The following is a 26,215-nucleotide window of genomic DNA, read 5'->3' as shown; positions in this document are numbered from 1 at the left end:
GGACTTCAATTCTTTCGACTGGTGGAGGTAAGCGGGATCGAACCGCTGACCTCTTGCATGCCATGCAAGCGCTCTCCCAGCTGAGCTATACCCCCGACGGCGAAAGAGCGCGCATTATAGGGTAGCCCCCAAGGGCTGTAAACCCCGATCCATCACTTTTTTCGGGAATTACACGACCTTCCCGGGATTCATCAATCCATGCGGATCGAGAGCCCTTTTCACCGTCCTCATCAGATCGAGCTCGACCTCCGATTTGTAGCGGGCGTTTTCTTCCCGCTTCAGTTGGCCGATGCCATGCTCGGCCGAGATCGAACCGTTCAGTGCGACGACCAGATCATGAACGATGCGGTTGACCTCACCGGTCCGGGCCACGAACTCGACGTTGTCCACGGCGCCAGATCTGGAAAGGTTGTAGTGCAGGTTTCCGTCGCCGATGTGGCCAAACGCGACGATGCGCACATCCGACCATATTGCGGTCAGGGCCGCCCGCGCCCGCTGCAGGAATTCGGGGATGCAACTGACAGGCACGGAAATATCGTGCTTGATGCTGACCCCCTCGATTTTCTGCGCCTCGGAAATGTTCTCGCGCAAGGCCCACAGTGCTCGGGCCTGAGTCAGATTCGACGCGATCGCACCATCGACAGCGAGACCGCTTTCGATCGCCCCGACGATCGCACGCTCGATCATGTCATCCAGCGCCGCACTATCGAGCGCGTCGGTCAGTTCGACCAGAACATGCCAGTCGTGCGCACCGGCAAGCGGCGCGCGCATCGCGGGAATGTGTTGCAACACGAGGTCGAGAGCGGGTCGGCCGACGAGCTCGAAGGCATTGACACGCTCCCCGCAGCGATCGCGCAACAGGGCCAGCAGGGCCACAGCGGCCTGAGGATCGGGAACGGCGACCCAGGCCGTCGCGGTTGCGCGCGGGCGCGGGAACAGCTTGAGAGCCGCTGCGGTAACGATCCCCAGGGTTCCCTCGGCACCGATGAAGAGCTGCTTGAGGTCGTAGCCGGTGTTGTCCTTGCGCAAGGCACGCAGCCCGTCCCAGATGCGCCCGTCGGGAAGCACGACCTCGATGCCGAGCACCAGCTCGCGCATATTCCCGTAGCGCAGGACCTGCACGCCGCCGGCGTTCGTCGAGATGTTGCCGCCGACGAGACAACTTCCCTCGGATGCTAGCGCGAGAGGAAACAGCCTGCCGGCGGACTCCGCGGCTTGCTGGACGGCCGCGAGCGTACACCCCGCTTCCGCGATGAGCGCATTGTTCGCGGCGTCGACCGTCCGGATCCGGTTCATCCGCGCCATACTGATCACGACCGAGCCGCCGTCGGCGAGCGGCGTCGCTCCCCCACACAACCCGGTGTTGCCTCCCTGCGGCACCATGGGGACATTCGCAGACGCACAGATGCGCACGACGTCTGCGACTTCCTGCGTGTTACCCGGCTTCACGACGGCGATCGCGCGGCCTGTGTAGCGCCCGCGCCAGTCCGTGAGGTGCGGGGCCATGCCTGCCGCGTCGTGAATGACGTGTGGCGCTCCGACCGCACCGGCCAGCGCTCCGACCAACTCGTTCATGCCGCGTCTCCCGGGACCGCATGCCCAAGCACATAGCGCAGAGCCGGCAACATGCTCGTGACCGCCGCCTCACCTTCCACTATCGCCTCACGGGCACGGTGGAAGTCCATCGTTCCGATATGCGCAAGCCTCGGCGAAATCTGTACCTCGGCGGGCTCACCCGCCAGGCGGCTGCGCGCGATGCGCACCTGCATGATGTTGATGCTGGACGTGAGCACGGTCATCAGGGATGGGAGGGATGCAACGGCAGCCGCCGCCTGGGCACCGCGCCCATTGCCGCTTCCGTTCGTTGAAAGGCCGAGACGCGCGAAGAGCCGCTCCGTCCAACCCTCGGAGGTCTCTTCGACCTCTTCCACCTGCGTGGCGCGCCACGCCTTGCCGATCATGTCCGAACCCAGATCGACCGCGATCACGATGTCGGCCCCCATTGCGCGACACAGCGACACGGGTACGGGATTCACCAGCCCGCCATCGACGAGAAGACGACCGTCGCGCACGATGGGAGTAAACAGTCCGGGCAAAGCAATCGAAGCCCGCACGGCCTGCGCGACGCTCCCTTCGCGCAGCCAGATCTCGCGTCCCGTTTCGAGCTCGGTCGCGACGCACGCGAACCTGCGGTCGAGCTCCGAGAAATCGCGGTCGACGAAGTTGCGCTCGAAAAACTGGATGAGTTTTTCGCCCTTGATGAGGCCGCCGCGCAGGCTCACATCAAGCAGGGACACGACATCCTGCCACTTGAGTGCTTCGGCCCATTGGGTGAGCTTGTCGAGATCTCCGGACGCCAGGGCCGCACCGACGAAGGCTCCGATGGAGCAGCCGCAGATGATCTGCGGCTCGATCCCCTCACGCGCAAGCACGCGCAGCACGCCGAGGTGGGCCCAGCCACGTGCCGCGCCGCTGCCGAGCGCCAAACCGATGACGGGGCCGGACTTGCCAGAACTCTGCGGCGTCGGCTCGAACATCGGCTAAGCGTCCTGTCAGACGATCGGCTCGGCGTACAGGTCGTGCACGTCGCAGTCGGTGATGCGCACCCGGGCAAACTCACCCGGCTCAAGCCCCTCGCCATTCGGAATGATGACGAGGCCGTCGATCTCGGGCGCATCCCCGGGAGATCGGGCTACAGCGCCGTCCTCCTCGATGTCGTCCACGAGGACGGTCATCTCGCGACCGATCCAGCGCTCGAGCCGCTGGGTGGAGATATCTTCCTGGAACTCCATCAGACGCATGCGCCGCTCCTCGCGCACTTCGTCGGGAAGCGGATCCGCAAGCTGGTTCGCCTCGGCTCCCTCGACGGGGGAATACGCGAACGCGCCGACGCGATCGAGCTGTGCCTCCTCGAGGAATTGGAGAAGCAGCTCGAAATCCTCATCAGTCTCGCCGGGGAATCCGGTGATGAAGGTCGAGCGGATCGTCAGGTCCGGACAGATGCTACGCCAGGAACGGATGCGTTCGAGGACGTTCTCGACGTTCCCCGGCCGCCGCATGGCCTTGAGGATACGCGGGCTGGCGTGCTGAAACGGGATATCCAGATAGGGGAGGATCTTGCCTTCGGCCATCAGCGGGATGAGGTCGTCCACACTGGGGTAGGGATAGACGTAATGCATGCGGACCCAAACACCGAGTTCGCCCAGCGCCCTCGCGAGGTCGAGCAGGCGCGTCTTGATGGGGCGCCCGTTCCAGAATCCGGTGCGGTACTTGGTGTCCACGCCGTACGCGCTGGTGTCCTGAGAGATGACCAGGAGCTCCTTTACACCCGCATCCACCAGGGACTCGGCTTCGCGCATCACTTCGTGGATCGGGCGCGACACGAGGTCACCGCGCAGCGACGGAATGATGCAGAAGGTGCAGCGGTGGTTGCAGCCTTCGGAGATCTTCAGATAGGCGTAGTGATTCGGCGTGAGGCGGATGCCCTGCGGCGGCACGAGGTCGGTGAAAGGGTCGTGCGGTTTGGGCAGATGCTGGTGAACCGCCTTCATCACCGCGTCGGTTGCATGTGGACCGGTCACGGCAAGAACCTGCGGATGCGCCGCGAGCACCACATCGTCCTTGGCGCCGAGGCAGCCGGTGACGATGACCTTGCCATTCTCGGCAAGCGCCTCGCCGATTGCGTCGAGCGATTCCTCGACAGCAGCATCGATGAAGCCGCAGGTGTTGACGACCACGAGATCGGCATCGTCATAACTGCCGGAAATTTCGTAGCCCTCGCCCCGCAGGCGCGTGAGGATGTGTTCGGAGTCGACAGTCGCCTTGGGACCCCAAGAGACACGAAAGCTATACTAGGAGTGCTAGACATCTTGAACCTACTGAAATGACCCCGAGAGTATACAGCTACCTGCGGTTTTCTGATCCGAAACAGGCGAGCGGTAGCAGCGCTGACCGACAGACCGAGTACGCCCGCCGGTGGGCAGCGGAGCGCGGACTGGTGCTGGATGAGAATCTATCCATGCGCGACGAGGGCCTGTCGGCCTATCACCAGCGACACGTGAAGTCGGGCGCACTCGGGGTGTTCCTGGTTGCCGTCGATGAGGGGCGCATCGCGGCGGGGTCGGTGCTCGTCGTAGAAGGCCTCGACCGGCTGAGCCGCGCGGAGCCCATCCAGGCGCAGGCGCAGCTCGCTCAGATCATCAACGCTGGAATCACGGTCGTGACGGCGAGCGACGGGCGTGAGTACAACCGCGCGAGCCTGAAAGCTCAGCCGATGGACCTCGTGTATTCGCTGCTGGTGATGATCCGGGCGCACGAGGAGAGCGACACCAAGAGCAAGCGCGTGCGGGCGGCGATCCGGCGGCAGTGCGAGGGGTGGATCGCAGGCACTTACCGCGGAGTGATCCGCAACGGGCATGACCCGCAGTGGGTGCGCTGGGCTGGAGATCGTTTCGAGTTCGTGCCGGAACGCGCGGAGGCGATGCGACTGGCAGTGTCGCTTTTTCGTTCCGGAAATGGAGGCGTTCGGATTGCGCGGGAGTTGGCCGCGCGAGGGCTGTCGGTAACCGAAGGAGGGACGATCGCATCGAATCTCTATCGGATGTTCAGAATGCCCGCCCTGGTCGGCGTGAAGACGATCGAGCTCGACGGCGAGGAATACCGACTCGCAGGCTACTACCCTGCCCTGCTTTCGGATGAGGAATTCTCAGACTTGCAGGCGATCGCCGGGCCGCGGTTCCGACGGCGCGGACGGGGCGAAATCCCGGGGATCATCACCGGGTTCAACATCGCGACCTGCGGGTACTGCGGGCAGGCGATCGTCGCGCAGAATCTGATGGGGCGAAACAGAAAGGACGACGGCACGCCACAGGACGGGCACCGTCGGTTGATTTGCACGGGGCATGCGCACGGGGCCGGGTGCGTGACGGGCGGATCGGTGTCGGTCGTGCCGGTGGAGCGCGCGATCCTTCAGTATTGCTCCGACCAGATCAATCTGACGGCGCTACTCTCGGGCGATGACCAGGCACAACCGCTGCGGGCGCGCATTGCAACCGGGCGTGCGCGCTGCTCGGAGTTGGAGCAGCAGATCGATCGCATCACAACGGCGCTGATCGAATCGGCCGATGCTGCGCCGCTCGCATTTGTGCGGCGGGCGCGGGAACTGGAAACGGCACTGGCGACAGAGCAGGCAGAGATCGAGGCAGCAGAACGCGAACTGGCGCTGATCGCACGCCGCGATACCCCGGCGCTCGCGGAGGCGTGGGCGGAGATCGTCGACGGGGCGCTGGCGCTCGACGAGGGCGCGCGGCTAAAGGCACGGCAGTTGGTTGCGGATACGTTCTCGCGGATCGTGCTGTATCACCGCGGAGCGCAACCGGACGAGCACGACGGGCGAACGCTCGATCTGTTGCTGGTCGCGAAAGGCGGCACTGCCCGCGCGCTGCGGGTGGATCGGAAAACAGGCGACTGGCGCGCGGGATGGGAGGCGTCAGCGCATCAGGCGAGCCCGTAGGACGCGAGGAAGGCGGCGCGGTTGTGCTGGCGCTGCTGCGCGTTGTGCCTCCACGGCAGCCAGCCGCCGAGGCGAACCGCGGCGTACATGGCATAGCGCTGCACGGACGGGACGCCCGATGCGACCATCGCGCGCAGGAACAGCGCATCCGTCTCGCGGCGCGTGCGCTCCTGCGTGACGAACAGGTAGTCGTGCAGGACGGCCGCGGCACGGTGCCGGCCATTCACGGGGATTACGTTCTGCAAGATCTGCGGAATGCTCGCCAGGTCGGTGATGAATCCGGCGGGGACAACGATCGCATCGTTGTCCTCTTCCCACACCAAGGGCAGCTCGAGGCGCCATTTGTACTCCTCTCCCCCATCGCGCGCGACAAGTTGAGTACGGAACATCACGCCCCCCACCAGAACCGATTCCAGTCGCGCCAGATTGCGCACGACAGGCGGACATTCGCGACGAACAGCTCCTCGAGGGTGTGCACACGTCTGCACTGTCGAATCGAGACGGCACGTTGAATCGGCACCACGTTGTTGATGCGCTCCACTGCAGGCTGGGTTGCGGTCATGCGATCACCTCCTGAGCTGCTTGATGTAATGCGATACGGTCGGCGCGGCCGGTCTGCCCGCCATTGATGCGGCGCGTGATGCCGTCGAACTCGCCTTCATCGGCCAGTGCGTTGAGTCCGCGGGAGCTCCAGAACCAGCCGGCGGACAGGCTCGCCCATTTCGGCGTCTCGAGCAGCGCCGGGTAAGCGAGGAAGTCCTCGCCGAGCGCCTCGGCAGCATCGCGGTAGTTGGCGCGACCGGTGATCTGGATGAGGCCGCGACCCATGAATCGGCGACCGTCGCCCGGCTCCGTGTTTCCGAGGTCCGCCCTGCCCTCGTAGCGGCGCTGTGCAGGGGTCGGGCCCCAGATCTCGCGCACGTGGATCAGGCGGGCCGATTCGTGGCCGATCTGCGCGAGGAACGCCCGAATGCGCTCGGGCGTGACGATGCCGGCTTCCCACATCGCTTGGTTGAGATGCGGCGCGAAGTTGGCCGCGCGGACAAACGGGCAGCCGTACAGGGCGACGAGCTGATCCGGCGTGACGAGCGTCATACGCCCACCCGGTCGATTGCCCCCGAGAGCACGAAGGCGAGGATCCAGAACAGACACGCTGCGGCAGCCTCGACGACGATGCCTTCGATGAAATCGCGGCAGGGAAGTGGATCTTCGGGTTTTTGCATTTCAACCTCCCAAAATCTTGGTCTTTATCGCATGCCAGATCGCGCCACCCATCCCGACGAGCAGCGCCCACAGCAGGCCGGTGATGGTCTTTTCGCGGATCGAAATCCACAGGGCGCGCCGCTCCTGCATCCATTCGATGACCTCGTCGTGATAGCGCTTGTGCTCGAGCGGATCGCCGCCGGGGAATGCCGACGCCAGCAGGGTCTTTAGCTCGTCGAACTTCCCATCCATGCGCCGCCCTTCGTCGGCCGCGTGGTCAGCCAGGCGCAGACGGATCCGCTCGTCGATATGCTCTTCGAGCTCGCGCATGGTGTAAGGGCTCGTCCGGCGGCGCTCGCCGCCATCCCATTGAATCGGCACTTCGCGGTCAGGCACTCGTGGCTCCTATGTCAAATTTCCTGATCTACCCCAGTGAGCGCGGGCGCCGGGCCCTCGATCACCCCGTCGCGCACATACACGTGATCGCCCACCACGGCCTCGCCACGGGCGTGGATCGTGGCGCCGTCGACCAGCTGAACGGTGACGCCGGCAGTGGTGACTGCCGTCACCTGCCCCGCGTCGAGCGGTGACCCGGGGAGCATCGCAATCAGGCGCTTGTACGGGTTCATTCGTGCGTCTCCAGGCGGATGGATTGCCACAGCGTCGGGAAGCGCTGCTCGATCTGCACCGAGCGAGAGAGGCCAATGCGGGAATTCCCGTTCTCGGCGTAGCGCACGAGCTTTCCGGGCTGGATGATTCCGGTCTCGGGCAGCACAGGCAGGCGAAGGGTGATGTGGGCCTGCCTGCCGGTGTCGCCTAGGGCGGCGGTACCGCGCTGCCGGGTCATCTCGGGCGCGGTCGCGAGCTCGTCGACGATGGTCGGGGCCGGGCGATCGGCAGCGAAGCCGGTGCGGCGGATGCGATCGCGCCGGCCGCCGGTGCCGCCACTGACCCAGATCGCGTTGTAGTCGGGCTTGTCCTGCCATTCGATCGACTCGACCTCGCACACGTCCTCGGGGATCTCGATGTCGGGCGTGAGCGTGCCCCAGCTCCACGGGGCGGCGGGGTAGCGCGGCAGGACGATGAGCGTTTGGTCGGTGTTGTGAGCCTGGACGTAGGCGCCGCCGGCCTCGGAGATGCGGGTGGCGGCGTCCATGTAGGTGCCCGTGTGGCTCCACGCGCCGGCGGGCACCAGCCAATCGGTGATGCGCCAGTCGATCGACCAGCCGATGGATACGCCGTTGACCGCGAGCGCATCGGCCAGGAGCTGCTGCGCGGTGCGCGCCTCGGTGTTGTAGCGCGAGCCCACGGGCGAATGCGGATCGGCGAGCCAGGCCGCGCGGCCGCGTCCGCTGATCTTGAGCGTCGCGTTGGCGAAGCGGCGATCGCGGCCCATGCGCTCGACCACCAGGCGCAGCGGTGTGCCGTTGATGCTGGCGACCAGCTCGACGTGCTCGCCGAGCGTGGGCGAACGGACGAGGTCCATCTGGTCGGCGGACAAGGTCGCAGACCAGCCCCAGCACCAGCTGTCGGTGTCGATCGAGGCGGAGAAATCCGAGACTTCGACCGGCTCGGCGGTGTCGGCGCGGGCGAGCGTGAATTCGTTGAGCACGAAATAGAACTCCTGTACGGGAACGATGACCGTGCCGGCGGGATCGGTCGGCGGCGTGCCGTCGGGCGTGACGACGCCGTAGCCGGGATCGAGGATGCGCGAGTAGCGCACCCATGGGAGATTCCAACGCGGATTGCGCGGATGCGCGGGATTGACGACGGCGACCACGTCGCGGGCTGCGGGCTGGTAGCGGCCCCAGGGGACGATGACCGAGTCGTCGGCTTTGTAGGCGGTGCGCCAGCTGGGCGAGGCGCTCGCCGCGGCGCGGCCGGAATAGCTCCCCCAGGGCGCGACAGCGGCGTGATCGGCCTGAGACGCCACACCCCACGGCACTACCGCCGGAGCCGTCGGCCTCGACGCGTACTCGCCCCACGGCGCAGACGCCCCCTCGTCTGCTTTCGATGCCACGACCCACGGCTGACTGCTCGCAGCCTGCAAGGGCGCTGCAACTGCCCACGGGGCCACAGCCGACGCATCCCGCGGAGCGGTCACCGAGAACGGTGCCTCCGTCCTGCTGCCCGATGCCCGCGATGCCGCCCACGGCGCAACGCAGCCAGTGCGGATCGCGCCCCCGGCGGTTGCAACCGGAACGGTGTCGAGCGAGATCGCGCCGCCCAGCTGCGCCTGTGCAGGCTGCGACCGGTACGCGAGAACGATGGCGCCGCCGGGCTGGGCGCTCATGCTGCCACATCCATTGCCAGCACCGAGGTCACGCGATTCGCGCAGGGTGGCGTGTAATCGGTGGCAGCGGGGTCCAGGTTGATCGGTACGAGGTAATACTCGGCAGAGGCGAAGCCGACCGGCAGTGCGAACAGGCCGGCGACAGTGTCGGCCTCGGCAATGAAGGCACCGTCGCTGCGGCGGTAGGCGCGCACGCGACGATTCACGAGCACGCCCTGGTCGCGGACTTCGCCGCGCAGTTCGTAGCGGACGACGGTTCCGACAACTTTTGTGACCGAGAGCGGCGACGGGACGGAAATCCGAGCCGAGACAATCACGCGCCCGATCGCAGACGGCACGCCCAACAGAGACGCCGCAGACAGTTTCCCCATCTCGACTCGCGCACCGCGCAGAGTCGGCGTACCCAGCGGGCTCGGCGCAGACACCTGCCCATCGGGCAGCTCGCCAGAGAACCCGGTCACACGCACATCCCCCAAAGGCCCGGGGACAGCAATCTGCCCGGACGCCGTCGTCGGTACCCACGATGCATTCAACGCCGTGGATGACGGAGCGGAATATGCCTGCGCTCCGGACCATGTGGCGTTTACGGCGTTGTAGGCGGGGGGGGTGTAGCTCATCCGGGCATCACCCGGCTGTAGATAATGTCGTTGTACTGGGTCCCGGCGTCGTCATCGAGAAATACAATCTGGTGCTGGTTCTGCTCATATTGAACAGTCGTCGCGAACGCCCACGCACCGGTAGTCGGATGGCTCGCAATTTCCCTCACCAGCGCGCCTGACGAACGGTCATAGGCGCGCACCGTCCGCGACACTCCCGCGCCTGCATCAGACAGCACGGTCCCGGAGAACCCTAACGCAGGATGGGCATAGAGCTGCGAAATGCGATCTCCGATAGCACCAAGATCAGCCATAGGTCACCACGTATCGGAGGTCTCAAGCGCCACGCGCGACCGCGTGCCGCCATTGCCCGCGTCAAGCAGGATGAAGGTCTTCCCGGCCATCGCTCCACGACCTGAGAACGTGTCGCCCGGATTCCCCGGCAGGTTGTGCAACGGGGCCCAGAGGCCTGGCATCCGCCCTCGGACTATGCTCGACTCTGTTGCGTACACATCCGCAAGCGTCATCCCACCGGTGACCGGGTCGGGGTACGTGACACCGGACGTCCCCATCGTCGCACCGCCGCTGCTGAGCGAGCCATTCGTGGAGTGCGCGGACGGCACCGCACCGGCTGTCTGGGCATAGTTGCGCGCAACGTAGTGCCCTCCGGATGTACTGCTCAGGTTGGTGGTCACCGCACCGAAGCTCACGCCGTTTGTCGCCGCCGTGGCGCCGGCAATGATCTTGTAGTGGTACAAATCTCCGACCTTGTTGGTCAGGATATCCCCAAAGAAATACATCGGCTGATTGGTCGTAGACCCGAAGCCTTGAGCCGTCGTCAGCGATGCTCCGACCCACAGGTAACATCGCTTCTCGTCTGCCACGATGAGCCACGGCCGCGCGGTGGAGTCGAGGGTCGAGCTTCCGACGAGATATAGCCCGCCCGCGATCTGCGCCTCCGTCGGGAACGCATTGGTTCCCGTGTTGACGTCGGACATCGTTTCATAGCCGACGACACGGGCCGCGCCGGTGGCCGTCTGCGCCACCCGCAGATTGAGCTGCGTACTGCCCGCCCCATTGCGGAACACCTCGACGTTGGTGCCACTGAACGGGTTCGACCAACCAGCCGCAGCGACCTTCGCCGTGATCGTCCCGGTCGCAGGGGTGGCGGGCGTTCCGGATACCGGATATGTGTAGGTATTGGCGTCGACTACGGTGATCGCCGCATCGACGTTGTACTCCGGCTCAATCGCGCCCGCATGCACGATGCGCGCTCCGTTGCGAAATCCGTGAGCCGTCTTCTGGACGGTGGCGACGGCGCCGGAGCGGGTCACACTCGTGACCGTCTGACTGTTGTACCCGTTTACGAGACAGGCTTTCAGGAGCGCGGGGATCGCTCCTGCTGCGTGACTAAGCGCCGGGGCGCCCGCATCGTCCCAACGGAAGGTGCGCACTGTCATCGCATCACCCGATCGTCACGCTGGTAATTTCGATCGGCCCACCGGCCGCAACCGTCAGCGTATTGAACACTGCTTTCCCTGATACGGGCGTCGTCCCGGCCTGTGCCGGCAGCGCCAGACGCACGACACCGTCCCCATCGCAAATCTCGACATAGGCGATGTCGCCCCCTGTATCGGCCGATTCATCCCGGAGAACGGGGTCGACATCGAACGTCAGTTGCCCCGTGCTGCCATTCACGGTCCCGCACGGGTCGGCGAGCGTGGCGGTGCCGAGCAGCACGTCAGATGCGGCGCGACACTTGATCGTCCCCGGCAGCGTTGCGTGACTGTCGATCAGGTCGCGGAAGGCGGTGTGCGCGGCAATCAGCGAGCCGACGTCATAGGTTGCTTCAGCGGGTGCGGGCATTCAAATCTCCTGAAAATCAATCCACGTCGCCGCGGGCTTCGATATCGAACGAGTCGCCGGCGAGTGAGGCGCCAGCGAGGATGGTGCGAGCGATCCAGACCGGACCGGAAGCACCGACCGTGTTGAACCGCAGCTGGTTACCGGCGGACCATCCGCTTCCCCAGCCGGCAGCGCGCAATACGAAATACGCCTCGCCGGTCACGGGGTTGATGGGCGAGCAATCGTCCAATGTAGTGCCGGTCGCGATCACGCCGACGTTTTCGCCGACGACCTGGTACGCCGTCGTGCTGGTGAAATTGATGCGCCAGCGTTCGGTGACCGCGGAGCGGTTGAGTACCTCGATCGGGTAGTTGATGTCGTCGTACTGCGCCGCCGCCTGGCTCCCGATGAGTGCATCCGACCATTCCCCGGACCACGTTTGCTGGTCGTAGAGGTTCGTCACCAGCGCCTGCATATCCCCGAACAACAGGGCGCTGGACACATAGGTGCCGGCCGCAGGGTACGTGCGCGACAGCGGCGCGCCGATGTCGATCTGACCATTGATCTGCACGTCGGCGAGGAGGCTCATGTCCTCGACGCGATGCACTGCCGACAACGGCTGCGTCACGCCGGCCCCGGTCCAGTCGGCGGCGATCGTCACCGTTCCAGCGGCCGGATCCACCGCATAACGGTTCGATGCCACAGACGCCCCCGAGGCATCCTTTAAAGCCAACGTTGCGAGACCCGTCCGACCTACGTTGTAGGTCTGCCCCGCGACCACCGGATTCGGTAGCGCCGTCTCTTGCGTGTTGTGGATCACCACAACATCACCGGGGCGGTAGATCGGCACGCGGCCATCGGACGGCAGGCGCACCGGGTCGAGGCCGAGGATATTGGCGTCGAGCGGCAGATTTGCCAGCACGACACAGTTGTACCGGATCGAGCCGGGCATAACGTCCTGCCCGAAATCGACCGACGCAACGCCCATCGTCTGCTCGACGGTTCCGGTAATCCCGCTCCCGGAAACCACGCCGTTCTGATCGGCCGTCGCAGAAATCAGTGTTCCGCCGGGCGTCGCCGCCTGCACATAGAACGACGCAGGGCGAATCGGCGAACCGGCCGTGCGGAAATAGGCCTTCGTCGCGGTCCATTCCCCGTAGGTCGTGAGGCAGGACTGGACACTGCGGTTGAGGTCCGTGTTATCCGCCCAAAACGTCAGGGTGCACCGGCCGCTGTCGTAGTCGATACTCCCCGCTGCCGTCCCGCTCCCCGTTGCCGTGCTGATGTCGGCATAGAGGGTCCCATTGCGGTCGACGTAGATCTTCCCGGCTACCGAGAACATCACGGACCCGGAAAGGACCGGATCCGCGACGGTATTGGTGAGATCCAGCAAGAGCCCGACCGTCCCCACGGCGACCGCCTCCCCAGTCACGGCATTCGGATCGAACGACGTGGTATCCCGCTCAACCTCGATCCCTGACACGCCGGAAATGCCGACCTGTTCGGGAGTGCCATCCCATTGCTTCACCAAGTCGGACCAGATCGCAATCGATACCGAGATCGTCCCTGTGAGCGTGACGACCCCGGTAGCCGGATTGAACGTACCGACGGGCTGATCGGCCCATGCAATGCGCCAGATATCGAGCAATGCGCCACCGTTCTTGACGCGCACCTGACCGCCGGACGTGATGTATCCGGACAGGCTGATCGCGCCGCGCGTCGTCGACGCCTGGAACAACATCGAACCTCCAGAGCGAAACGGTGCGTCGCCCGGCACGGTGAATTGGCCGGCAACGATCGTCGCCGCCGAACCACTCATCAAATCGAGCCCATTTCGCCATGTGTAGGCGTTGCTCAGGTTCGCGGCGCGGTCAGGTAGCGCGGTGAAATCGAGCACGACATCCCCGGTCGCGTAGTTGATCGTGCCCGAAACGCCAGCCCCGAAGATCGCGCCGTTTGCGCCGCTGTCGGTCGCGTTGCGCGACACCCCCCCGACGGGATAGCTGATCGTGAGCGACCCCGGCACAACCGGGGCATGGGCCAATGCATATTCCAGGCGCAGCGCCGTACCTGCATCGGTCGTCGCACCCGACCGGATCGTGTAATGCGCCGTGGAGCCCCATGTGAACACCACGGACGAATCGACATCGGGCAACGCCCCCAGCGTCACTACGACAGCGCCCGTCACGTAATCAACGCTACCCGTGCCCTCGCTCACCTGGTTCGCCACCAACAGCCCGGTCCCATCGTCCCGCAGCCGGTACCAGCGCCCCAGGGCGCGATACTCGACCACCAGCGTTCCCGGAGCGGGCAGCGGGATTAGCGACTCGGAGAAGACCGCGCCACGATTCGACAGCGAGATCGGAACCCGCCGCGTATGCGCTGGCCCGGATACCTCCGCGCCAGGGACGAAAAGCACCTGAGCGCTACCGGCCGTCCACGCTCCACCCGTGCTCACGAGGATTTCCCCGGTGAGATAGTTAACCGTGCCTACGATTCCGAGCGTTGTACTGCCCTGCACCGGCGCATTGTCCGGAACAACGATATTTCCCAGCCCATCATCCACGCCGGACGGGTTGGCGCCTGGAGAGTTTTCGATACGCACCGTACCTGGGGCGATCGGCGATCCGATCCGGATCGCCGTCTCCGTCGTACCAATGGCAATGCCGGAGCGCGACACCTCCACAGCTCCTGCACGAGCAACCCGGGAGGATCCAGCCGGCGCGGCGAGACTCACCGCCGTCTCGCGCTGAGTGCTCGGCACGAGCGGCGCGTAGACGCTCGCCAGGCGCAGCGAAAGCGCGCCGGCCACGGCCTGTTCTGCCAACGGTTGAATGCCGTAATACTTCGACGCGTCGGCGACTTGCGTCACACGTACTTTTGTCGGGCTCGCATCCGTGCTCAGTCGCGTCGGCTCGGCACCCTTGAACGTCTGAGTGAGAGGCGCTCCGATCTTGAGCGAAAGGACTCGACGCACATAGTCGCCAATACCGTCGGTAAATGTCCGGACCTCATGTGTCACATCGGTGATACGAACGTACTGCTCAGCAGCGGCAAACCCGGCAGCTTCGACCGACAACAGCAGCACGTCCCCAACGTCTGGCAGCGATTCTTCCTCACGCTGGTACGTGCTAATTGCCTTCTGCCCGATGAGCTGGTCCCCATACAACCTCATCCGCGCGAGCGGACCGGCAACGACGTAGGATTCGATGCGGTTGCGGGCCTCGGTGCGCTGGTCGAAGGCGCTCCCCGTCGAGAACAGGCAGCACGAGATCCGCTCGTTGTTCGGCGGGTCGGTGATGATCGCGTGCGCGCCGGCGTACATGTCGAGCGTGGCCGTCCTGACCGCGACGTAGATTTTGCGGAGGTTCACGCGGCCATAGACCGAATCCACGCGTGAGACCTTCGGGAAGATGTTCCCCGCCAGGCCGCTCGGGATGATGTTCCCCGTCTGCCGGCCGCCGCCGTCGGCGGTGTCTCGCATGCGCTCGGATTCGAGGAGCTGGATGTCTGCTGCGGTGATTGTCATGCGGTCAAACCTCGATCAGCGGAACCGTGACGCGGTAGTGGGTGCTGCCGGTCATGTCGCCCGCGGGGCGGATGGGGGTGGCGGTGAATTCGCGCTCGTGGTCGAACTGCACCTGGTAGGCGCGGCCGTCGGCGAGCGTCAGGGTGTAGGTGACGCCGGGGGCGTCGGCGAAGGCGCGCAGGGCCAGCACGGTGCTGCGCGGCACCCAGCCGCCGCGCTCATTGCTGGTGAGCGTGATCGGGCGGCCCTTGAGCTTCACGCCGACCTGCACGATGCGGGCGCCGGTCAGGCCGCGCGTGCTGGACTGCTCGACGGCTTTCCACGCGAATTCGTCCGTCCACCAGACGTCTTCCGGGATCTGCACGGCGTCGAGGGTGTGGTAGCGCATCAGCTGGCCCTCATTGCTTCGCGTTCGAGCTGCTCGAGGAAGCTCGTCAGGTTCTGCGCGTCGGAGGCGCTGGCCACGTTGACGGTGCGGCTCAGGCCGCCCAGGCGCAGATTCACCTCATAGCGGTTGGTGCGCACGCCGGTTTTTTCCTCTTGCTGCTTGTCGGTGGTGACCTTCTCGGCAGCCTTGCGCAGGGCGTCGCTTTCGGCGAAGTCGAGTTTTTTGAAATAGTCGCTGTTCGATGTCGGACGCATCTTGGCGAGCGACTGGTTGAAGAATTCGTTGAAGGCTTCGCGGAACTCGAGGCCGACCGACGGGTCCTCGATCAGGCCGCGCTTCATGGCTTCCGCAAAGGGGTCGCGACCGCCGACCGCACGGGTCTGACGGGCTGCCTTGCCTTCCTCGTCCCAACGCGAAAGACGCTGCGCTTCAGTCTCAGCCGAGCGAGCTGCTTCCGACATGTCCCAGAAGTTTTTCGAGGCGAGGGCCGCCGCTTCCGCCACCTTGTCCGTGGCCGATGCAGCGGTATTCATGCTTGCACTCACCGCCCTGCCCGAGTTGGCAGCAGCCGACGAGAGGCCGCCAAAGTCTCCGCTCGCGGTTTTATCCACGGCGTCGCCGACCTTCTCCACCGAATTGGCCGCGTCAGTCATGCTGCGCACGACTGATTTCCCAGCCGCATCCGCATCGATCTTCAGCTGGTACTGTGCGGCCTGTGCCTTGAGCGTCGCCGACGCGATCCCGTTATTGGCCGCAATGGCCTTCTCGGCGTATGCCGAAAACGCGTTCGATAGGTCGCGCGTGCTTGCCTGACCGCTGTTTCGGATGATCTCGAAATCGCGCTTGGCATTGTCGGCGGTCTGCTTCAGGGCGGCCTGACTCGTCACCCCCAGGCGATCGAACGCGGCCTGCAGCTGCTCGACAGCTACCTTGGCATCGCTGCCCAAGCCCTTCAGCATCGGGGATGCAGCCGCTGCGGCCTTGCCCGTCTTGGTGACGGAACCCGCAGCGTACTCTGCGTTCTCGCCCAGCGCGTCGAGCTGATCGGCGGTCAGCTCAGCTTGCTGGTGCACGCCGCCAATCGCATCGGCGGCTTTCACCACTTCGGGCGCCGACGCCTGCGCGCTCTCGGTCAGAGCCTTCCAGCCGTTTGCCGCGGTTTCGGCGCCGGCCGCGGCACCGGCGAAGGCCTCGGTGCTTCTCTTCCCGAACTCTTCCGACACCGCATACGCTGCTTGCGCCTGCAGCTGCAACTCTTGGGCGGCAAGCTTGAACTTCTCGGTGATCGCGTCAGGCGTGACGCGGTCAATCCCGGCAGCGATCTTGGCCAGATCGGCCAGGAATGCGGACGTCAGCCACGACATCCCCTGTCCGGCCTTGTAGAGCGCAGCCAGGACCGTATTGACGCCAGCGCTCATCACTCCGTAGGCGGTCTGCAACACGCCGCCCGCGGTCGTCGCATGCTGCCCAATTGCCGAGAACGCCTCGCCGGTCCTCGTCGCGAACTCCTGCAGGCGGGCAGAGACTTCGGAGAAGTCGACCTTGTCGATGAAGTGCTGCACCCACTTCGCCGCGCTCTCAAACGCGATCCGGATCGCCTCGCCGAACTTTCCGACAGTGCCGTCGCTCACCGCAGCACGGAAGCGCGCGGACAGCGCGTTGATCTGTTCTGCGAGCGGCTCGAGCAGCGGGGCTACAAGGGCACGGCGCACAGCATCCCAGGCCGACGAAAACCCGGAGACCGCACCCGTGAGGTTGCCCCCCATCGTCGCCGCGACTTCCGCAGCGCTACCTGCAGCGGTCTGCAGCTTGCCCGTCAGATCGTCGAGCGCGCCGATACCCTGGTTGAGCAGCGCCCGCAGCGCAGGCCCGGCCTCCTGACCAACAGCGTTGATCGCCTTCGACCCCGCGGGACCGCTCGCCGCGAGCTGGCGCAGAGCCTTGTTGAAATCACTGGTCGTGATCCCGATGTTCGCCAGCTCGTTGCGGAACTTGCTGGCCGGGTCGGAGAACTGCGCCAGGATGCTGTTCAGCGCAGTACCCGCCCGCCCCGCGTCGATGCCGGCGTCGGCAAACTTCCCGATGATCGCGACCGTATCTTCGAGCGACAGCCCCAGCGAGTTAGCCAGCGGCGCAGCGAAGCTCAGCGCTTGAGCAAGCCCCTGCACTGACGTGTTCGAGGCATTCGCACCCATCGCCAGCACATCGGCAACACGGCCCGCTTCGCCGAAGCTGAGGCCCATGCCGTTGACGGCCTTCGTCACATACTCGGCAGCCGTACCGAGTTCGACGCCCCCGGCCTGAGCAAGCTGCAGCACGGCCGGCAATGCTTCCACGGCCTGCTCGGCGGTGAGGCCGGACTTCGCCAGATTCTCCAGCGCCTCGGCAGCTTGCGTGCTGGTGTACTTGGTCGTCGCACCGGCCTGCTCAGCAGCCTGCTTGAGCTTTTCTAGTTCAACCCCACTCGCACCACTGGCCGCCTGTACGCGCGACATGGCGGCTTCGAAGTCCATCGCCGAACCGAGGGCCCCGCCGAACATCTTGATGCCGAAGTATCCGGAGATCGCCGCAGCGACTCCGGCCACTTTGGCCTGAATGCTCGTGAACACCGCAGACGCTTCGTCCTTCGCGGTGATGATGATCTTCGTGATGGGGTTGCCGGCCATGGCGGGGGCGGTGCTCCGGGTTCGGGGTCAGTCGGCAGACTCAAGCCCTCGATCAATTTCGTGCCGCCACGAAGATGACCGAGGGCTTTGATCTGCCGGCTTAGATCATCTGGAATTCCATGTACTGGCTCAGGCCGGTACCGACGCGGTTCTCGTCCTTCAGCACTGTCATGGAAAGCGTCATTTCGGCGAACTCGTTGCCGATGCGGCTGAAGCCCGAGGTCGGCGAGAACTTGCAGCGGAAGTAGCGCCCGACGAACGGGTTGCCGGAGTCGACTTCGTTGAGGCCGTCGAAGATGACCTCGTATTCGGTACCCGAATTGACCAGCGCCTGGATGACGTACTGCGGGTTGCGCGTGTAGTCGACCTTGAGCGGCAGCTCGGAATCGCCGATGAACAGGTCGGCGCCGCCGGCAATGAAGCGGATGCCCTGCGGGGTGACGGCGTAGTGCGTGTCCTTGGTCAGGGTGAGCGTGCCGAGGTCGCGCCACACGGCGGTGCCGTCGGTCACGGTTTGGCCAGCCGTCACCGGCCAGGTGGGTTCCACGCCGCCCGAGGTGCCGCCGTCGATGCACAGGTACGCCCGCGCGGTATCGAGCACGAGATCGCCTTCCACATACACGGTGTTCTGCGCCCAGGCCGCGGTCGCGTCGATCTTCACGACGGGCGCGACGTCCGGGTCGGGGATGTAGTTGAACGTGACGCGCTCACCGCTCCAGGCGGACTGCGCCTCGTTGGTGAGCGCCTGCGCCGCGAGCAGCTCGTGCGTGCCGCGCATGCCGATGGCGATGGTTTCCGGCTTGATGTCGTTGACGTTAAGTTCGGCCGTGACCGAGGTGACGGTTTCCGAAACGTCCAGCTCGCCGCCGCCGGCCTCCTGGAAGTCTTCGCGGGCCTGACGGTCGGTTTCGATGGTCTCGGACAGCGACACGACGTTGCCGAGACGGAACTTGCGGCCGAGGCCGTTGAGCGGGCGCAGGCTGATGTGGCCCTTGCCCTTGTAGCCGCGGGTGAGAGAGACGCGAGGCATGGTGATGATCTCCTGTTACGACGCCCGCAGGCGTGTGTCTGAAATGGTCAGGTTGATGGTGTAAACCCACAGCCCGGCGGCTTCGTCGGGCGCTGCAGAGGGGTCGATGTCGGGCTGCTTGTCGGCGTCGACACGCCACCCCAGCAGGCGTGACAGGATCGTGCCGATACCGGTGACGGCCGCATCCCGCGCCGTGGGGCTGACGCGGATCTGATTCACGATCACCGACACCGAAAAGCGCTGATCGCCGAGCAGCGCGTCGTCCTTCTGCGCCCGCTTCGCCAGCCCTTCCCACGCCACCCGCACCGCCACGGCCGGCGCACCGGCCGCGGTGAAGTCGATGAAATCGAACGAGCCGAACACCGGCGCACCGGGGATGGCGTCGGCGAGCAGGGTGACGAGGGCGGATTCGTAGGCAGCGAACATCAGGCGGCAGCCTCGACGAGCTGGACCACGTATTCGAGGCCGTTACCCACCCGCGCCGACGGCACGACCACCGTGTAATGCACGCCGCGGATCCAGAGCCCCGCGCCGAGAATGAACGTCCCTGCGGTCGCGGGGTAGCGCAGCGAGAAGTCCCCGACCTGCGCGGCGCCATCCAGAGTGGAGACGTCTGCACAGGAGAACATGCCGATGAACGGATCCCCGACAGCCGGGGTTACCGGCTCGCCGAGGGTCGCGTAGATCGTCGCGAGATGCGCCGCAGGATCGAACATGCGCGAGCGCTTACGCCGTCAGGGTGCCGGGGCAGCCGGTGAACTTCACCAGCAGCGAGGTCACGCCGTTGCCGGCAGCCTCGAAAGCGACGGCAGCGGGGCCGGTGATGTCGCCGGACGCAGCAATAGCTGCGTTGTCGTCGAACGCCGCAGCGGAGGCGTCCCAGGTGAGAGTCTCGCCCTGGGCGATCACGGCGCCGGAAACCTTCGGCACCCTGTGCACCCCGTGCAGGCAGACTTCTCCGATGGCGCCGTTGGCAATCGCGTCCGTTGCGACGCCGAGCAGGTTGCCGACGCGGACGACTTGTCCCGACACGATGTCGGCGGAAGCGGTGATGGTCATCACCATGCCGTGTTGCGTGAAGTTTTTCATGTCTTGAGCTCCTGTTCAGGCCGGTTCTAGCCCGGCCCTATGGGGGAATGGGTTAGGCGCCGACGTTCTTCCACAGGCCGCGGTGATCGATGGCCTTGGCGGCGAAGTCGAGGCGGGCCTTGATCTCCATGCCATCGACCTCGAAGCCGTTGCGGGTCTCGAGATACACGCCCTCATTGCCGTCGAGGTAGCAGTACTCGATGGTGTCGATCTGCGCGGGATCGGCGGCGAGATACCACGCCGTTGCGCTCGATGCGTCGAGGCGGGGCTCGGCGATCACCTGCAGCGTGCTGGAGAACGGGTTGATGTCTGCGCCCTTGGTCGAGACGTACGCAGCGCTGGTGTATTGCTGCGCCACGGTTTCGAGCGCGGCCGGCACCAGAAGGAACTGCGGCATCACGTTGATGAGCTGGCCATCGAGGCTGGTCTGCTTGCGCATCGCGGCGCGGCCGATGCCCAGCGACGCCACGGCGATGACTGCATTGGCTGCAGCCAGGTTGCCGTGGTCGGCGTGGAACAGCGCAACGCCGTCGGCCATCGCGGCGTTCGCCGTCACGATGCCCCACACGATGTCCGATTCCAGGTTCGCCGCGGCGCGGCCGAACTTCGCCGGCATGTCGGTGAAGGCGCTCAGGTCATCGTTGATGATGGCCTGACGGGTGATGGCGATGATGCGGCCGTAGGTCGCGAGCTGGTAGGTTTCCTTGCCCTCGCCGATCGTGCCGTAGGTGAATTCGCCGTGCTCGTTCACCTTCTTCAGGGTCGGCGCGTCGCCCACCTGCGTGCGCTGGATCTGCTTGAAGTCCGGCGCGCTGGCCTGCTTTGTGAAGGGGCGGAAGGTCTGCGGCGCGTTTTCATAGGCGGCACGCAGCGTCTTGTTCGCGACGTTCGCGAGGATCGCCGGGAAGTCGCCCGTTGCCTGCATCGAGCGCGTCGCGATCTCCATCTTGTCCAGGCCGCGGGTGTTGATGCCCTGCGCCTCGAGCAGGCTGCGCCCGACTTCCAGCAGCGACAGGCCACGGTACTGACGGCCGTTGTCGTCCAGCTTGTGCTTGCCCGGGGCCGCGCGGTTCAGGATCGCGTTTTCCACGCCAGCGCGGCGCACGTCGACCTCGTCCTGCACGGTCTGGATTTGCGGCGTACGGGGCGCGGTACCGGCTGCATCACGGGCGGCGAGGTGCTCGAGCACGGCGGCACGGGCCTGCTCGACGGTCGAACCGTCGGCGATCAGCTTGTCGGCCAGCGCGACGTTGTGGCGCTTGCACAGGGCGGTGATGTCGGCCGTGCGGGTGCGCTCGGCGGCAATCGCCTCGGAACGAACCTGGTCGGCGTTAATGGGATCGACGGGGGTGCCCGCCGGCTTTTCAGTGGGATCGGCCATCGTGGCGGCTCCTTGGGTGGCGGGCTGGGCCCGGTTGATGAAGATGCATTCGGTACGCTCGGCGCCGGGTTGCGGCGCACTGCGCACCTGTGCATCGGCGTCCGCAGGAATCGCGACGAACGACAGCTCTTGCGGCTCCCAGTCGACGGCGCGGTAGATATCCACCGCGCCCTCTTCCTTGACGATTTCGTACTTGCGCACGGCATAGCCGACGGAGATGTTCCGCAGGATCCCGGCCTTCACGTCGGCGATGATCGCCGCGACGTCGGCGCGCTCCGAAAAGCGCACCAGCGCGCGACCTTCGCCGTTCTCGATCCACGCCCTCACGACTACGCCGATGATGTTGTCGAGGCTGGCCCGGTGATCCTTGAGCAACGGCGCGCCGGCATTGAGGCGCTCCATGCGCACATGCGCGACGTCGAGGCTAAGTTCCTCGTCGTAGTAGCGGTCTTCCCACCAGTCATAGCGCCGCACCTTGGCGCCGGTGCTCCAGACGAGTTCGACGGTGCGCGCCTCCTCGTTCAGCGTGGCGGGCTGGAAGCTCGCCTCGCGCTGCTGGACGGGCAGCGCGCGGCGGGTCTCTCGGGTTGCGGGAGTTGTCATTGGGTCACCTCGGGTTCAACGGCAGGGGCGGGCTCTGCGGTTTTCTTGCTGGCAAAGAACGCGAGCGCTTCGAGCGCGCCACTGTCCTTCAGCTTCTTGAAGTCCGCGCCCAGCTCGGCGAATACCCGGTCGGGCTGATAGCCCCGCTGGCGCAGCTTTTCCGACAGGGACGACATGCCCGACTCGATTTCCATCGCATCGGCCTTGGCGTCCTGCTGCGGATTGACGTACTGCCACTTCGGCGGCGTCCATTCGACGGCAGTGTCGGCAGCGCGGAGCTTCCCGACGAGCACGGCAGCGTCGACGAAGGCACGCCAGATCGGCCAGAGCAGCCTCGGCACGAGGACATGCCACTGTCGCTGTGAGGCAGCGCGGCGAAATTCCAGCAGCCCAACGCGAGCAGACGAGAAATTCACGAGTGACAGATCGCCCGTCAGCATCTCGTACGTCACGCCGAGCCCGGCCGCGAGCGCGTAGAGCTGCACGCGCACATACTCCGCATAGCCCCCGACCGCGGCTGGCTGTGCGACGGTCACGTTCTGGCCATTCGTCGCGAGCACCGCCCCGGGGGCGAGGCTCCCCAGGTTGCCGAAGAGCGCCGCACGATCCTGCGCCGCGGCCACGGATTCCCCCGCGCCTGGGACGGCGAAATCCGCACCATCGCCGGAGACGATCACGGACAACAGCGCTTCGTTCTGCTTGCGGGCGAGCTCGGCATCCTCGTAGATGGCGAGGTCGCGCATGCGGGCGATCACGGGAGCGAAACGCGTGATGCCGCGAGCCTGGCCCGGGCGGTCCGGCGCAAAGAGATGGATGACGGATTCAGAAAGAATCCGCCGACTGGATGCTGATTGCCGGGCGCCCAGGTTCTTGTCTCCCGGATGGGAGTCGAACAGCCAGTACGCCGCGACGCGGCCGATGCTGTTCAGCTCAACGCCCGAGATGATCGGACCGCCCGCTTCGCCTTTCGCAGCGTTGCGGGTCGAGTCGAGATAGTCGATTTCGAGGACTTGCAGTTGCAGCGGCACCGCGAGGCCGTCTTCCGGGCGCCGGGTGCGCAGGCGAATCAGCACCTCGCCGTCCTGCTCCATGGCGCGGTAGGCCTGCGCCACCAGTCCGTTGAAGTCGGCGCGGCCGTCGGCGTCGCATTGCACCGCCCACTCCGCCCACAGCGCGTCGATCACCTTGCGATCCGATGCCCGTTTCGCACGCGACTCGGGAACAATGCCGTCGCCGACGACATTCGCGACCAACGAATCGAGTGCCTTGCGGGCATACGGGTTGTTCTGCACCAGGCTGCGGGCGCGGTGCCGAAGCATCGGCGCGTCGGCGGCGTGATCCGCATTCGGGCCGGCACCGGCGCGCCGCGGAATCCATCCGTCCTTCAGGCTCGCGCCCTCATAGGCGCGGGCAACTACCTTCCCCAGGGACTGGCGCGCAACTGCACGACGCAGCGCCCGCGCCGGATCGAAGATGGCGATTGCCTTGTCGATGAGGTTGTAGGCCGTCGTTGCCATCAGTCGCGACGCCCGGCCGGGGTGAAGTAGTAGACGGAGCGAGCGGGCCGCACGGAGACTTCCCGCTCGATGATCGCCTTGACGCGCTCCATCTCGCGCAGGCTGCGATACGTAACGTTCTGGCCATTGACGACGCACGACAGAACGCCCGATGCGATCGCGGCGTTGATTCGGTCGAGGTCGGTCTGGGTGTAAGCCATGCTGCTGTTTTACGCATGGCCTTGTCGCATTTCCCGGAAATTTGCGACAACTTTTTCAGGGGAGGCGCTACGCCTTTTTCAGGACCCTGTACACCGTGGCACGGTGAATACCCAGCTCTTCAGCCACCTGCCCGGCGTTGCGGCCGTTGAACCGACGACGTACACGGTCCGCAAGTTCGTCCGGCGGAATGCGCTTGTAGATTCGGCATTCCTCACCGCCGAACTCGCGGCGCAGCTGCAGTTCGAGCTCTACCGCCATCGTTTCGGAAAACGTCGGCTCGATGTGGCGGAGGCGTTCAATCATTCGGGCGAGGAGGTCCATTACCAGGCGCGGGCGAGTTTTCGGGAGGGCTGAACGGCGGGACGCGGCAGCAGCGGGGCGGACGCGGGTTCCGATGCAGACGTCTGCGCCGCTGGGCGCTGCGGGGCGGGCTGTGGGTTGGCACCAAATAGGTCTTCAATGGTCGGCTGCACCTGCTCCTCGAGATCGGACCACCAGCGCTTGCGCTTCGGGGCCCACAGGTCGAGGCGCTCTTCCAGCCAGATCGCGTACGCGGTCATGTCGATCACCTCGTTCCGCTTGCGATTCGGCGTCCAACGCGACTGTGTTCCAGCCTGCGTGCGCACCGTGACGCGATCTTCGGCGGCGAGCTGGCGAAACCATTCGTCGGTGTTGTCGGCAGACAGATGCACGTAGCCGGGTCCGGGCTGGGTGATTTCGAGGCGGGCGGCGAGGCGGTCCTTCGCAAGGTTGGTACCCACGTGCCACAAGGTCGGGCCGTGCTTCTCGCGCTTGCCTTGCCAATTGAAGCCGACTTTCGTGTTTCCGTTCTCGATGCTGCGCTCCACTCCAGACGAGCCCTTCACGGCATACACGCGCCGCGCGCGGTGCTTGTGGGCGAACGCATAGACGGCGTCGGCGTGGTGGCCCCCGGAGTCGACGGCGGTGGCGTAGATGCTCTGTGTCGTGCCGCTCGCGTGCTGGTAGGTCTCGCCGAGAATGAATTCCTCGAATTCCAGCCACACATCTTCCTGCGCCGGGTTGCCAAAGAACACGCGGTGATCGATCGTCCACATCTGGCCGCCGAGGCCGTAGCCCCACACCTGCGCCTCGAGCCGGTTTCCTTGGGTGTCGGCGCCACACAGCAGAAGCAGGCAATCACGCGGCAGCAGGCGGATCTTGAAAGGCTCGGCGCGCTGCTTGAGTTCTTCGGCGTCTGTGCGCTCGATCTCCCCTTCCCAGCACTCCCCGCGGGTGGTGTTGGTCCACGCCTTCATCTTGGTTTCGTCGCCCCGCTCCATCGCCTCCCGCGCGGCGAGAAACTCGCGCACGATCTGCGCCCAGGACACGGCCGGGCTGTAGGCGGTCCAGACGTGGAATGCAATGTGCCGGGGCGTGGGCACGCCATCTCCGGCAGGCGTCGTGAAGCGGCCGTCCGCGTGCAGCCAGATCGTCCCGTCCTCGTTGATCCACACGCCCTGCGATTCGACGGCGAGATACTCGCCGTGATCGATGAGGGTGGCGCAGTGGGGGCACAGGTGGCGCGCGGTGGCCGGATCGCGATCGGTGAATTTCAGGCCGTGCGGCTCATCCTTCCCGCCCCAGGTGAGCGCGTGCCGCTCTCCGCAGTGGGGGCACGGGATCTGAAACGTGAAGCGCTCATCGGCCAGGGTGTAGCGCTCGTCGACAAGCGAGAAGCCCTTGAGCTTCGGCGTAGATCCGACGATCACCTTCGGGAAGGTCGCGCCTTCAACGCGCTTGGCCGCGAGGGTGAAGGGGTCGCCTTCCTTCTCCACGTCCCGGTCCATCGCGTCGACTTCGTCCAGCTCGGCAACGTCGACCGAGATCCGCCGGAAATTCTTCGCGGCCTTTGCCCCCTTCGTGTGCAGCATGGAGCCGATGAACTTCTTTGCCTGCAGCGTGTTGTCTTTGTGCCGCGACACATAGGACGGCAGCACGTCGCGCATCACCGGCACGTCGCGCAGCATCGGGTCGAGCTCGGTTTTCACGAACTCGTCGCGGTCCTCGTCGGTGGGCTGCCACAGCGCCTGATTGCGGCGCTTGTGGTGGGCGAAGTAGCCGACGGCCGCGAGCAGGATCTTGGTGTAGCCGACCCGCGCGGATTTCTTCAGGTCGATCTCGTAGATATCGTCGTTCGAGATGCACGCCATGATCGCGCGCTGGAAGGTCCAGGGCGTCCAGCGCTGCTCGACGTAGGACGATTCGGCCGACAGGTAGAAGTGCTCCTGCGCCCACTCGTCCAGCGTCATGGGCTCCGGTACCGCCCACGCGGACATGCCGCGCTGCAGCCTGCGATCGGCTTCCGCTTCGGCAAGACGGGCGATTTCGGAGAGGTCCATTC

General features: G+C 65.6%; 26 protein-coding genes, 1 tRNA gene and 1 pseudogene. 1 reads left to right on the top strand and 27 read right to left on the bottom strand.

The window, feature by feature from the left end:
• Positions 1 to 19: 19 nt before the first annotated feature.
• From F464_RS0118415 to rimO, 4 genes and pseudogenes are all read right to left on the bottom strand, one after another.
• Positions 20 to 95 (bottom strand) — tRNA-Ala (locus tag F464_RS0118415).
• A 73-nt stretch (positions 96 to 168) separates the two neighbouring features.
• Positions 169 to 1,575, bottom strand: a complete 1,407-nt coding sequence (locus tag F464_RS0118410; protein WP_018991318.1) for an FAD-binding oxidoreductase — start codon at positions 1,573 to 1,575, stop codon at positions 169 to 171.
• On the bottom strand, positions 1,572 to 2,537 hold the full coding sequence (gene rssA, locus F464_RS0118405; protein WP_018991317.1) for a patatin-like phospholipase RssA: 966 nt from the start codon (positions 2,535 to 2,537) through the stop codon (positions 1,572 to 1,574). The genes F464_RS0118410 and rssA overlap by 4 nt, the downstream gene beginning before the upstream one ends.
• A gap of 15 nt (positions 2,538 to 2,552) precedes the next feature.
• Positions 2,553 to 3,868: pseudogene (gene rimO, locus F464_RS28995) on the bottom strand (30S ribosomal protein S12 methylthiotransferase RimO).
• Positions 3,869 to 3,883: 15 nt separating this feature from the next.
• Between rimO and F464_RS0118395 the strand changes: the two are divergent.
• Positions 3,884 to 5,512 carry a recombinase family protein gene (locus F464_RS0118395; RefSeq protein ID WP_018991315.1) on the top strand — a complete coding sequence of 543 codons (1,629 nt, stop codon included), beginning with the start codon at positions 3,884 to 3,886 and terminating at the stop codon, positions 5,510 to 5,512.
• Here the strand turns inward: F464_RS0118395 and F464_RS28990 are convergent.
• The 23 genes from F464_RS28990 to F464_RS0118285 form a co-directional block, all read right to left on the bottom strand.
• Positions 5,497 to 5,901 (bottom strand): DUF1353 domain-containing protein, encoded by a 405-nt coding sequence (locus F464_RS28990; RefSeq protein WP_157353867.1) that lies wholly within the window; start codon positions 5,899 to 5,901, stop codon positions 5,497 to 5,499. The two genes, F464_RS0118395 and F464_RS28990, sit on opposite strands and share 16 nt — an antisense overlap.
• Positions 5,901 to 6,074 carry a hypothetical protein gene (locus tag F464_RS31070; RefSeq protein ID WP_018991313.1) on the bottom strand — a complete coding sequence of 58 codons (174 nt, stop codon included), beginning with the start codon at positions 6,072 to 6,074 and terminating at the stop codon, positions 5,901 to 5,903. The genes F464_RS28990 and F464_RS31070 overlap by 1 nt, the downstream gene beginning before the upstream one ends.
• Positions 6,071 to 6,607 carry a glycoside hydrolase family 19 protein gene (locus tag F464_RS0118385; RefSeq protein ID WP_018991312.1) on the bottom strand — a complete coding sequence of 179 codons (537 nt, stop codon included), beginning with the start codon at positions 6,605 to 6,607 and terminating at the stop codon, positions 6,071 to 6,073. Before F464_RS0118385 ends, F464_RS31070 begins: the two co-directional genes overlap by 4 nt.
• Positions 6,604 to 6,735 carry a hypothetical protein gene (locus F464_RS31900; protein WP_018991311.1) on the bottom strand — a complete coding sequence of 44 codons (132 nt, stop codon included), beginning with the start codon at positions 6,733 to 6,735 and terminating at the stop codon, positions 6,604 to 6,606. Before F464_RS31900 ends, F464_RS0118385 begins: the two co-directional genes overlap by 4 nt.
• Before the next feature lies 1 nt (position 6,736).
• Positions 6,737 to 7,111: a hypothetical protein gene (locus F464_RS0118375; RefSeq protein ID WP_018991310.1), complete on the bottom strand. Its 375-nt coding sequence runs from the start codon at positions 7,109 to 7,111 to the stop codon at positions 6,737 to 6,739.
• Between the two features lie 14 nt (positions 7,112 to 7,125).
• On the bottom strand, positions 7,126 to 7,344 hold the full coding sequence (locus F464_RS0118370; protein WP_018991309.1) for a hypothetical protein: 219 nt from the start codon (positions 7,342 to 7,344) through the stop codon (positions 7,126 to 7,128).
• On the bottom strand, positions 7,341 to 9,008 hold the full coding sequence (locus F464_RS28985; RefSeq protein WP_157353864.1) for a hypothetical protein: 1,668 nt from the start codon (positions 9,006 to 9,008) through the stop codon (positions 7,341 to 7,343). The genes F464_RS0118370 and F464_RS28985 overlap by 4 nt, the downstream gene beginning before the upstream one ends.
• Complete coding sequence (locus tag F464_RS30020; protein ID WP_157353861.1) at positions 9,005 to 9,469, bottom strand: hypothetical protein; 465 nt, start codon at positions 9,467 to 9,469, stop codon at positions 9,005 to 9,007. Before F464_RS30020 ends, F464_RS28985 begins: the two co-directional genes overlap by 4 nt.
• Before the next feature lie 152 nt (positions 9,470 to 9,621).
• Positions 9,622 to 9,918, bottom strand: a complete 297-nt coding sequence (locus F464_RS0118355; RefSeq protein ID WP_018991306.1) for a hypothetical protein — start codon at positions 9,916 to 9,918, stop codon at positions 9,622 to 9,624.
• A gap of 3 nt (positions 9,919 to 9,921) precedes the next feature.
• Positions 9,922 to 11,064, bottom strand: coding sequence for a hypothetical protein (locus F464_RS0118350; protein ID WP_018991305.1), 1,143 nt, complete (start codon positions 11,062 to 11,064; stop codon positions 9,922 to 9,924).
• A gap of 4 nt (positions 11,065 to 11,068) precedes the next feature.
• Positions 11,069 to 11,470, bottom strand: coding sequence for a hypothetical protein (locus F464_RS0118345; RefSeq protein ID WP_018991304.1), 402 nt, complete (start codon positions 11,468 to 11,470; stop codon positions 11,069 to 11,071).
• A gap of 16 nt (positions 11,471 to 11,486) precedes the next feature.
• The gene (locus tag F464_RS30015; RefSeq protein WP_018991303.1) at positions 11,487 to 14,978 is read right to left on the bottom strand and encodes a hypothetical protein; all 3,492 of its coding nucleotides are present in this window, start codon (positions 14,976 to 14,978) and stop codon (positions 11,487 to 11,489) included.
• A gap of 4 nt (positions 14,979 to 14,982) precedes the next feature.
• The gene (locus F464_RS0118335; protein WP_018991302.1) at positions 14,983 to 15,366 is read right to left on the bottom strand and encodes a hypothetical protein; all 384 of its coding nucleotides are present in this window, start codon (positions 15,364 to 15,366) and stop codon (positions 14,983 to 14,985) included.
• Positions 15,366 to 18,032, bottom strand: coding sequence for a phage tail tape measure protein (locus F464_RS28975; protein WP_018991301.1), 2,667 nt, complete (start codon positions 18,030 to 18,032; stop codon positions 15,366 to 15,368). Before F464_RS28975 ends, F464_RS0118335 begins: the two co-directional genes overlap by 1 nt.
• Before the next feature lie 100 nt (positions 18,033 to 18,132).
• Complete coding sequence (locus F464_RS0118325; RefSeq protein WP_018991300.1) at positions 18,133 to 19,062, bottom strand: phage tail tube protein; 930 nt, start codon at positions 19,060 to 19,062, stop codon at positions 18,133 to 18,135.
• 15 nt (positions 19,063 to 19,077) lie between these two features.
• Positions 19,078 to 19,488, bottom strand: a complete 411-nt coding sequence (locus tag F464_RS0118320; RefSeq protein ID WP_018991299.1) for a hypothetical protein — start codon at positions 19,486 to 19,488, stop codon at positions 19,078 to 19,080.
• Positions 19,488 to 19,778, bottom strand: coding sequence for a hypothetical protein (locus F464_RS0118315; protein WP_018991298.1), 291 nt, complete (start codon positions 19,776 to 19,778; stop codon positions 19,488 to 19,490). The genes F464_RS0118320 and F464_RS0118315 overlap by 1 nt, the downstream gene beginning before the upstream one ends.
• Positions 19,779 to 19,788: 10 nt before the next feature.
• The gene (locus F464_RS0118310) at positions 19,789 to 20,151 is read right to left on the bottom strand and encodes a DUF2190 family protein (RefSeq protein WP_018991297.1); all 363 of its coding nucleotides are present in this window, start codon (positions 20,149 to 20,151) and stop codon (positions 19,789 to 19,791) included.
• 52 nt (positions 20,152 to 20,203) lie between these two features.
• Positions 20,204 to 22,135, bottom strand: a complete 1,932-nt coding sequence (locus tag F464_RS0118305; RefSeq protein ID WP_018991296.1) for a prohead protease/major capsid protein fusion protein — start codon at positions 22,133 to 22,135, stop codon at positions 20,204 to 20,206.
• A complete protein-coding gene (locus tag F464_RS28970; RefSeq protein ID WP_018991295.1) occupies positions 22,132 to 23,652 on the bottom strand; it encodes a phage portal protein in 1,521 nt (506 codons plus the stop codon). The genes F464_RS0118305 and F464_RS28970 overlap by 4 nt, the downstream gene beginning before the upstream one ends.
• Positions 23,652 to 23,852 (bottom strand): phage head-tail joining protein, encoded by a 201-nt coding sequence (locus F464_RS28965; RefSeq protein WP_018991294.1) that lies wholly within the window; start codon positions 23,850 to 23,852, stop codon positions 23,652 to 23,654. The genes F464_RS28970 and F464_RS28965 overlap by 1 nt, the downstream gene beginning before the upstream one ends.
• Positions 23,853 to 23,919: 67 nt before the next feature.
• On the bottom strand, positions 23,920 to 24,174 hold the full coding sequence (locus F464_RS28960; protein WP_018991293.1) for a Mor transcription activator family protein: 255 nt from the start codon (positions 24,172 to 24,174) through the stop codon (positions 23,920 to 23,922).
• Complete coding sequence (locus F464_RS0118285) at positions 24,174 to 26,213, bottom strand: phage terminase large subunit family protein (RefSeq protein WP_018991292.1); 2,040 nt, start codon at positions 26,211 to 26,213, stop codon at positions 24,174 to 24,176. Before F464_RS0118285 ends, F464_RS28960 begins: the two co-directional genes overlap by 1 nt.
• Between the last annotated feature and the right edge of the window lie 2 nt (positions 26,214 to 26,215).

Origin of the sequence: Aromatoleum toluclasticum ATCC 700605 (genome assembly GCF_000378245.1) — a bacterium.
GTDB lineage: Bacteria > Pseudomonadota > Gammaproteobacteria > Burkholderiales > Rhodocyclaceae > Aromatoleum > Aromatoleum toluclasticum.
The sequence above is the reverse complement of the archived record's forward strand: the minus strand, read 5'-3'. Positions and strand labels throughout refer to the sequence as shown.